We start from the raw sequence: 8,158 nt of genomic DNA, 5'->3' as shown, positions 1-8,158 counted from the left end.
GGCAGAGATGCGCACCCCCCACGTCGTCGTGGTCATGGGCGTCGCCGGCACGGGCAAGACCACCATCGGTCCACTGCTCGCCGCCCGGCTCGGCGTTCCGTACGCCGAGGGCGACGACTTCCACCCGGAGGCCAACATCGCCAAGATGGCGGCCGGCACCCCGCTCGACGACGCCGACAGGTGGCCGTGGCTCGACGCCATAGGCTCCTGGGCCGACGGGCGGGCCGGGCTCGGCGGGGTGGTCAGCTGCTCGGCGTTGAAGCGGTCGTACCGCGACCGGCTCAGGGCCGCCGCTCCCGGTGTGGTGTTCGTGCACCTGGCGGGTGACCGGTCGCTGATCGAGGACCGCATGGCGCACCGGCAGGGCCACTTCATGCCCACCGCGCTGCTCGACTCCCAGTTCGCCACCCTCGAACCGCTCCGGGCGGACGAGGCGGGTGTCGTCGTCGACGTCTCCGGCAGTCCGGAGGCCATCACCGAACGGGCCGTGCGGGCGCTCGAGGAGCTCCCCGGTCCTGCCGCCGGGTAACCCGGCCCGGCCGTCCGGCAACCCCCCACGCACATCCCTTTCCATCCCCTCCCCCGCAACCGCATAGGACCCCCGTGACCAGACTCAGCGTCGAGATGCTGGCAGCGGACGCGCCCGCGCCGATCACCTCGGCCGGCCACGCCCAGCTCGGCATCGCCGTCCTGGTGGGCATCGCCGTCATCGTCCTGCTCATCACCCAGTTCGAGCTCCATGCCTTCCTGGCGCTGACCATCGGGTCACTGGCGCTCGGGGCGGTCGCCGGCGCGCCGCTGGACAAGGCCATCACCAGCTTCACCACCGGTCTGGGCACCACGGTGGCCGGCGTGGGGGTGCTGATCGCCCTCGGCGCGATCCTCGGCAAACTGCTCGCCGACTCCGGCGGCGCGGACCAGGTCGTCGACACGATCCTCGCCAGGGCCGGGGGCCGGGCGATGCCGTGGGCGATGGTGCTGATCGCCTCCGTGATCGGGCTGCCGTTGTTCTTCGAGGTCGGCATCGTGCTGCTGATACCGGTGGTGCTGATCGTCGCCAGGCGCGGCAACTACTCGCTGATGCGGATCGGCATCCCGGCCCTGGCGGGCCTGTCCGTGATGCACGGGCTGGTGCCGCCGCACCCCGGCCCGCTGGTCGCGATCGACGCGGTGAAGGCCAACCTCGGTGTGACGCTGGCGCTGGGCATCCTCGTCGCGATCCCCACGGTGATCATCGCCGGCCCGGTGTTCTCGAAGGTCGCGGCCCGCTGGGTGGACGTGCCGGTCCCGGACCGGATGCTCCCGCCGCGCGCGTCGGAGGAACTCGAGCGCCGCCCGGGCTTCGGCCCGACGCTGGCCACCGTGCTGCTGCCGGTCGTCCTGATGCTCCTCAAGGCTCTGGTCGACCTCGTCGTGGACGACCCCGCGAACACCACACAGCGCGTCTTCGACGTCGTCGGCTCCCCGCTGATCGCCCTGCTCGCGGCCGTCATCGTCGGCATGTTCACGCTCGGCCGGCCGGCCGGGTTCAGCAAGGACCGCATATCGCAGACGGTCGACAGGAGTCTGATGCCCATCGCCGGCATCCTGCTGATCGTCGGCGCGGGCGGTGGCTTCAAGCAGACGCTGATCGACTGCGGCGTGGGCCAGATGATCCTGGACATCTCCAAGGACTGGTCGGTCCCGGCGCTGCTGCTGGCCTGGCTGATAGCGGTGGCGATCCGGCTGGCGACCGGTTCGGCGACGGTGGCGACGGTCTCGGCGGCCGGCCTGGTGGCTCCGCTGGCGGCCGACATGTCGACCACGCACACCGCCCTGCTGGTCCTCGCCATCGGCGCCGGCTCGCTGTTCTTCAGCCATGTCAACGACGCCGGGTTCTGGCTGGTCAAGGAGTACTTCGGGCTCGGTGTCGGCCAGACGGTCAAGACCTGGTCGGTGATGGAGACGATCATCTCGGTGGTCGCCGGCGGGCTCGTTCTGCTGCTGTCCCTCGTGGTCTAGCCTCCTTCAGGAGGACTCGCGGCGGTCCTCGGCGCGGGTGGGTCAGGGGCGCCAGAGCGGATGCTCGCGCTCGGCCCACTCCCGGCTCACCGTCCCCGTGCGCAGTCCCCGGCGGGCCTCGGGATCGCCCAGCGCCATCCCGATGTGACCGCCGAGGACGATGCCGATGGTCAGGGCCAGCCAGTCGTGCACGAAGGTCGCGCTGGTGCGCCACACCAGCGGGGTGAGGTGGGTGAACCACATCATCAGGCCCGTGCCGAGCATCACCAGCGTCGCCCCGGCGATCCAGGCGGCGTAGATCTTCTGCCCGGCGTTGAACTTGCCCGCCGGGCGGGCCTCGGGGCGGCGGTCGCGGCGCAGGGCCGCGCGCAGCCAGCGCCGGTCGTGCGGGCCGAAGCGGTTGAGGAAGCCGAGGTCGGTGCGGAAGGCGCGGGAGGCCAGGCCGAGGAGGACCGGTGCGGGAAGGGTGAGTCCGGCCCACTCGTGGATGCGGACGACCAGTTCGCGGCGGCCGACGAGGACGGCGAACTGGGGGATGTAGAGGCAGGCCGCGGTGAGGACGCACACGCCCATCAGAGCGGCCGTCGCCCGGTGCACCCACCGCTCGGCCGGACTGAAGCGGTGGAGCCGCGCGCTCGGCGGGGCGGGGGTGTCAGCTCGTAGGCTCATCTGTCCGTCCGTTCGAACGGCCCACCCAGGCGTCGACGTCGTAGCCCAGGTTCTCCCAGTAGCCCGGCCGGACCCGGTCGGTGACGGTGATGCCGGACAGCCACTTGGCGGACTTGTAGAAGTACATGGGGGCCACGTACAGGCGGACCGGTCCGCCGTGGTCGTGGCCGATGTCCTTGTCCTGCATGCGCAGGGCGACCAGGACGTCGGGGCGGCGGGCCTGGGCCAGGGTGAGACTCTCGGTGTACGTGCCGTCGAAGCAGGTGAACCTGATCGCCTTCGCGCCCTCGCGCACGCCCGCGGCCTCGAGCAGGTGCGCGAGACGGACGCCCTCGAAGGGGGTGCCCGGGACACGCCAGCCGGTGACGCACTGCACGTCCTTGACCATCCTGGTCTGTGGCAGGGCGCGCAGGTCGGCGAGGGTGTAGGTGCGGGGGTGGTCGACGAGCCCGTCGACCTCGAGCCGGTAGTCCGCGGGGCCCTTGTGCGGGACGGAGGCGGCCACCGAGTAGTAGCGGAATCCGCCGCCGTTGGGCAGGAGCCCGGTCAGGCCCGTCGGGTCCTTGCCGGACACCGTGCCGAGCAGGGACTCCATGCCGCGCTGCAGGGTGGGGGCGGCGACCACACCGAGGGCGCCGAGGCCGAGGGTGCCGAGGAAGACGCGGCGGCCGACGGGGCGGCCCCGGTCCTCGGGTTGTTCGGGGTTCACGTACTCATTCGAGCACTGTCGGCGCTCGCGGGGCCAGCGATCGCGGATTCCCGTCAGGGTTCCGTAATCACTTCTCACGCGGTTCTCAGAAGCCGAGCGCCCGGGCGCGGGCCGCGCGGAACGCGGTGACCGGGTCGCGGTCCGGGTAGGACCAGGGCGCGCGGGTGGCGTGCCGGCCGATCCGCCGGAACAGGGCCGCGGCTTCGGCGGTGCGGTTCTGGCAGGCCATGGCGTGCGCGAGGAAGTTGAGATCGATGTGCCGACGCGGGTGGTCGTCGTGCTCCCACTCCAGCCACCAGTCGAACGCGGCCCGTGTCTCCCGCCGGGCCCGGCCGCCCGCCCAGTGGTCGCAGGCGGCCGGGTCGGCGGGCTGCCGGGCGGCCGCGGCCAGTGCGCGGTAGCGCTCGGCGCGGGCCACCACGGGCAGGAGGGCGAGCGGGGAGTCGGCGGGTGCCAGGGCGGCGGCCCGGTCGGCGAAGTCGTACACCTCGTGTCCGTCGTGCAGCGGATCGGGGCCACGGCCGGTGTCGCGCTCGGCGAGCCGGGCGACCATCAGATGGTGGGCGTGGTGGTGCTCGGGGTGCCGGCCGCGCACCTCGTCGAAGGTCCGGGCCACCGCCCCGTCGCTGCCGCCGGCCCGTTCCAGCGAGAGCAGGCCGAGCCACGGCGTGGGGTCGGCGGGAGCCAGGGCCGCGGCGTCATGGCAGGCCGCACGGGCCGGGCCGTACGACTCCGTGCCGCGCAGGGCGCGTTGGACGAGGGCCAGACCGAGCAGCGTGGCGGCGTCGGCGGACCGGGGTTCGGCGATCAGCCAGTCGCGGGCCCAGGCGGCACCGTGGGGGTCCTCGGCGAGGACGGTGAGCCGGTGTCCCCGGCGGTCCCAGTCGTCCCCGGTGCGCAGCAGCAGCGCGCGGGCCGCCTGGCGGCGCCCTTGCGCCAGTGCGGTGCGGGCGGCGGCCAGTTCGGTGTCGTCGTGGGCCGGCTCGAAGGCGGCGGCTCGGGCGGGGGCCGGTGCGCGGTCCGGCGCGGTGTCCTGCCGTTCGTCGGGCCGGGTGCCGGCGGGCCCTCGGCCCAGGACGACGGTGCGGGTGGTGCCCCGGCGCGTGCGGGCACGGCCTGGGGACGACGGGAGCGGGGACAGCGGGGGCCTTCCTCGGGGGCGTGGCTCTTCTGCGGCGGACGGGCGGGGTGCGGGCCGCCATCGGCCGATCACCCACAGCAAACCCAAGCCGGCGGTTCCCGTCAAGCGAACGACGAGGTGTTGCTCGCTTCAACAACCTTTGTTCAAGCGGCAGTTGTGAGCCGCTCGAGGTACGGCCACCGCTTCCCCGGCCCGGCCGCCGGGACCGAGTCGACTGCCCGGTTCCGGGTACTCCCAGGGCAACGCCGCCCCGGGAGCGCTACAGTCGGCGACTACGCACTCCGTGACCCGGCCGGATGATCGAGGTACGCAGCGTGTCGGTTCTGCTTCTCATTCTCGCCGTGAGCGCGGCCTGTTGCCTGGGCTTCGGGTTCGTGCTCCAGCAGGACGCCGCCCGGAAGGCACCGCTCAGCGACTTCCTGTCGTTCCGGCTGCTGCTCGACCTGATGAGAGTGCCGACCTGGCTGGGCGGCACAGGGCTGATGGTGGCGGGCATGGTCCTCGGCGCGATCGCGCTGGGACGTGGTGAGATCTCCCTGGTGGAGCCGCTGCTCGCCACCAACCTCCTGTTCGCCCTCGCCCTGTCCCGGCACCGGACCAGACAGGTGCTGGGTCATCAGGGCTGGGCGGGTCTCGGGCTGCTCGCGGGCGGCGTCACCGCGTTCATCGTCGCGGGCCGGCCGCGCGGCGGGACCGCGGTCGCCGGCCCGTTCCGGCACTGGCTGATCATCGGCGTCATGCTCGGTGCCGCCCTGGTCCTGACGACGTACGCCAAACGCTCTCGACTGAGCTGGGGCCCGGTCCTGCTGGCTTGCGCGGCCGGGCTCCTGTACGGCGTGCAGGACGCGCTGACCCGGGTGAGCGGGGAGCGCTTCTCCGCGGGCGGCTTCGCCGGAGTGTTCACCGGCTGGCAGCCGTACGGGGTGGTGGTGCTCGGTGTGACCGGTCTGGTCCTGGTGCAGAGCGCGTTCGAGACCGCTCCGCTGCGCATGTCGCTGCCCGCGCTCACCGCGACCCAGCCGCTGGCCGGGATCCTGTGCGGGGTGGGCTTCCTCGGTGACCGGCTGCGCACCGACACGGGGGCGCTGGCCTGGGAGGCGGCGGGGCTCGCGGCGATCGTCGTGGGGATCCTGCTGCTGGGGCTGCACCCGGCGATGCCGCGCGGCACGGCGGAACCGGAGCCGGCGCGGGATCTGCAGCGGCGCTGACCCGGACGGCCGCCCATCGGGGGCGCCCTGCTTTCATGGGCTCCATGAGCGCTGACGAGATCCTCGACATCGTCGACGAGAACGACCGGGTCGTCGGGCGGTGCCCGCGCGGGGAGGCGTACGCGCGGGGGCTGCGCCACCGCTGCGTCTTCGTCCAGGCCCGGGACCGCGACGGCCGGCTCTTCGTCCACCGGCGGACCGCGACCAAGCTGGTGTTCCCGTCCCTGTACGACATGTTCGTCGGGGGTGTGGTCGGGGCGGGCGAGTCCTACGACGACGCCGCGCTGCGGGAGGCGGAGGAGGAGCTGGGGGTCGGCGGACTGCCCCGGCCGTCGTTCCTGTTCAAGTTCCGCTACGACGGTGGGGCCGGGCAGAGCTGGTGGTCGGCGGTCTACGAGGTCCGCTGCGAGACGCCGGTCCGGCCGCAGGTGGAGGAGGTCGCCTGGCACGACTTCCTGCCCGAGGCGGAGGTGGAACGGCGGCTCGGGGAGTGGGAGTGGGTGCCGGACGGGCTGGCCGCGTACGAGCGGCTGAGGGCGTTCCGGTCGGCACCGTGACACCCGGGTAGGGTCGTCCGCGTGATCGAGTTCGTACGGAACGTCCGGTTGTGGTTCGCGCCGGAGCAGGTGCGGGAGGAGGGAAGCACTCCCGACTACCGGTTCTCGCTGGCGAACGAGCGCACCTTCCTGGCCTGGCTGCGGACGGCTCTGGCGTTGATCGGCGGGGGCTTCGCGGTGGACCAGTTCCTGCCCGACCTGCGCTGGGGCTGGCGCGTCGGGCTGGCGCTGGCGCTGCTGGGCGCGGGCGTGCTGTCCTCACTCCGGGCGGTGAACCACTGGGTGAGCTGCGAGCGGGCCATGCGCCGGGGCGAGGACCTGCCGTCCTCCCGGTTCCCGGCGGTGCTGAGCCTGGTCGTCGCGGTGGTGGCCCTCGCCATGGTCCTGGTCGTGCTGGCCGGGAGGGCGGGGTGACCGCGGGGCGGGACCCCGGGCTGCAGCCGGAGCGGACCCGGCTGGCCTGGCGGCGCACCACGCTGTCCTACGCCGTGGCCACCGTGCTGGCGCTGCGGGCCGCGTTGCACGGCGGGGCGTCGGCCGGCGGGCTCGTGGCGTGTGCCCTGTGCGCCGCGCTCTGGGTGGGTTTCCTGCTGGTCGCACACCGCCGTATCCGCGCGCTGGCGACCCCGGGTGCCCCGACCGTCGCGCTCGCCCCGCGCCACGCCGTGGCGGCGGCGCTGTGCACGGTGGCGACGGCGGTGTGCGCCGTCGCGCTCGTCGTCTAGGGGGCGTCTTGTGGATCATGCCGGGGTCGCGAGGTCCTGCCCGGCGCAAGGGCGCCGGCTAGACGGAAGGCCCTTCTCCGGAGGAGCCCGGTTCCGGCTCCTCGGACCAGTCGACCGTGACCACGATCTTGCCCCGGGTCCTGCCCTCCTGGTTCAGCCGGTGCGCGTCCGCCGCACGCTCCAGCGGGAAGGTCTCGGAGACGTGCACCGACACCACGCCCTGCTCGGCGAGTTCGGACAGATGGCCCAGGTCCTGCGCGTCGGGGCGTACGAAGCAGTAGCGGCCGCCGTAGCCCACCACCTCGGGGTCCGCGATCGACGCCATGCGGCCCTCGGGGGCGAGCAGGTTCGCCGAGGCCTTCAGGGTGTCGCCGCCGATGGTGTCGAACACCGCGTCGACGCCCTGTGGGGCGAGGGCCCGCACCCGTTCGGGGAGGCCGTCGCCGTAGGTCACCGGTTCGCCGCCCAGGCCGCGCACGTAGTCGTGGTTGTGCTCGCTCGCCGTGCCGATGACCCGGGCCCCGAAGTGGGTGGCGAGCTGGACGGCGATCGAGCCGACCCCACCGGCGGCCGCGTGCACCAGGACGGTCTCGCCCCGCTTGACCTCCAGCGCCTTGACGATCACCTGGTAGGCGGTGAGTCCGGCCAGCGGCAGGCCGGCCGCCTCCTCGTAGCTGAGGTTGCGCGGCTTGCGGGCCAGGGTGCGCACGGGGGCGGCGACGTACTCGGCGAAGGTGCCCCGGGAGAGGAAGTCCTCGCGGACGTAGCCGATGACCTCGTCGCCGACGGAGAACTCGGTGACGGAGGCCCCGGGCTGCACGACGACCCCGGAGACGTCCCAGCCCGGGACGACGGGGAACACGGCGTCCAGGAGGGTGTCCAGGTAGCCCTCGCGGCACTTCCAGTCGACGGGGTTGACGGCCGCCGCGCGCACCTTCACGAGCACCGAGTCGGGGCCGACCTTGGGATCGCGCACCTCGCCGTACTCGAGTACCTCGGGTCCGCCGTAGCGGCTGTAGTGGATGCCCTTCATGTCACAGACCCTCCGGGGTACTCGTGTGCCACGCAAGCGGAACGACGTGATACGGGGTTCCGTGTGGCAGCCTGTGCTTGGTCACCGTCACCCCGTACCCCGGAAGCCGGGCGGC

The 8,158-nt window shown here is 73.2% G+C and carries 10 protein-coding genes; 6 read left to right on the top strand and 4 right to left on the bottom strand.

Annotated features, from left to right (window positions below; translation table 11 throughout):
* Positions 1–7: 7 nt before the first annotated feature.
* A complete protein-coding gene (locus tag ACWC21_RS32160) occupies positions 8–529 on the top strand; it encodes a gluconokinase (RefSeq protein WP_450886946.1) in 522 nt (173 codons plus the stop codon).
* Positions 530–603: 74 nt separating this feature from the next.
* Positions 604–2,001 carry a GntP family permease gene (locus tag ACWC21_RS32155; RefSeq protein WP_450886944.1) on the top strand — a complete coding sequence of 466 codons (1,398 nt, stop codon included), beginning with the start codon at positions 604–606 and terminating at the stop codon, positions 1,999–2,001.
* Positions 2,002–2,043: 42 nt separating this feature from the next.
* Here the strand turns inward: ACWC21_RS32155 and ACWC21_RS32150 are convergent, their stop codons facing one another.
* From ACWC21_RS32150 to ACWC21_RS32140, 3 genes are all read right to left on the bottom strand, one after another.
* Entirely contained in the window at positions 2,044–2,670 is a 627-nt protein-coding gene (locus ACWC21_RS32150) for a cytochrome b/b6 domain-containing protein (RefSeq protein ID WP_450886943.1), read from the bottom strand.
* Positions 2,654–3,379, bottom strand: a complete 726-nt coding sequence (locus tag ACWC21_RS32145; RefSeq protein ID WP_450886941.1) for a molybdopterin-dependent oxidoreductase — start codon at positions 3,377–3,379, stop codon at positions 2,654–2,656. The genes ACWC21_RS32150 and ACWC21_RS32145 overlap by 17 nt, the downstream gene beginning before the upstream one ends.
* A gap of 85 nt (positions 3,380–3,464) precedes the next feature.
* Positions 3,465–4,607 carry a hypothetical protein gene (locus ACWC21_RS32140; RefSeq protein ID WP_450886939.1) on the bottom strand — a complete coding sequence of 381 codons (1,143 nt, stop codon included), beginning with the start codon at positions 4,605–4,607 and terminating at the stop codon, positions 3,465–3,467.
* A gap of 209 nt (positions 4,608–4,816) precedes the next feature.
* Between ACWC21_RS32140 and ACWC21_RS32135 the strand changes: the two genes are divergently transcribed.
* From ACWC21_RS32135 to ACWC21_RS32120, 4 genes are read left to right on the top strand one after another with little or no spacing between them, the layout of a single operon-like run.
* The gene (locus ACWC21_RS32135) at positions 4,817–5,728 is read left to right on the top strand and encodes a DMT family transporter (protein WP_450886937.1); all 912 of its coding nucleotides are present in this window, start codon (positions 4,817–4,819) and stop codon (positions 5,726–5,728) included.
* A 44-nt stretch (positions 5,729–5,772) separates the two neighbouring features.
* A complete protein-coding gene (locus ACWC21_RS32130; protein WP_450886936.1) occupies positions 5,773–6,285 on the top strand; it encodes an NUDIX hydrolase in 513 nt (170 codons plus the stop codon).
* A gap of 21 nt (positions 6,286–6,306) precedes the next feature.
* The gene (locus ACWC21_RS32125) at positions 6,307–6,699 is read left to right on the top strand and encodes a YidH family protein (RefSeq protein WP_450886934.1); all 393 of its coding nucleotides are present in this window, start codon (positions 6,307–6,309) and stop codon (positions 6,697–6,699) included.
* Positions 6,696–7,010 carry a DUF202 domain-containing protein gene (locus ACWC21_RS32120; RefSeq protein WP_450886933.1) on the top strand — a complete coding sequence of 105 codons (315 nt, stop codon included), beginning with the start codon at positions 6,696–6,698 and terminating at the stop codon, positions 7,008–7,010. The genes ACWC21_RS32125 and ACWC21_RS32120 overlap by 4 nt, the downstream gene beginning before the upstream one ends.
* A 58-nt stretch (positions 7,011–7,068) precedes the next feature.
* On the opposite strand, the gene ACWC21_RS32115 is transcribed toward ACWC21_RS32120, so the two are convergent.
* Entirely contained in the window at positions 7,069–8,043 is a 975-nt protein-coding gene (locus tag ACWC21_RS32115; RefSeq protein ID WP_450886932.1) for an NADP-dependent oxidoreductase, read from the bottom strand.
* Positions 8,044–8,158: the final 115 nt, after the last annotated feature.

The organism is Streptomyces sp. NPDC001348 (genome assembly GCF_053597535.1).
The sequence above is the reverse complement of the archived record's forward strand: the minus strand, read 5'-3'. Positions and strand labels throughout refer to the sequence as shown.

Coding starts and splice junctions, on each gene's coding strand:
- ACWC21_RS32135 (WP_450886937.1), top strand. CDS start 4,817: ATGATCGAGGTACGCAGCGTGTCGGTTCTGCTTCTCATTCTCGCCGTG.
- ACWC21_RS32150 (WP_450886943.1), bottom strand. CDS start 2,670: ATGAGCCTACGAGCTGACACCCCCGCCCCGCCGAGCGCGCGGCTCCAC.
- ACWC21_RS32160 (WP_450886946.1), top strand. CDS start 8: ATGCGCACCCCCCACGTCGTCGTGGTCATGGGCGTCGCCGGCACGGGC.
- ACWC21_RS32130 (WP_450886936.1), top strand. CDS start 5,773: ATGAGCGCTGACGAGATCCTCGACATCGTCGACGAGAACGACCGGGTC.
- ACWC21_RS32115 (WP_450886932.1), bottom strand. CDS start 8,043: ATGAAGGGCATCCACTACAGCCGCTACGGCGGACCCGAGGTACTCGAG.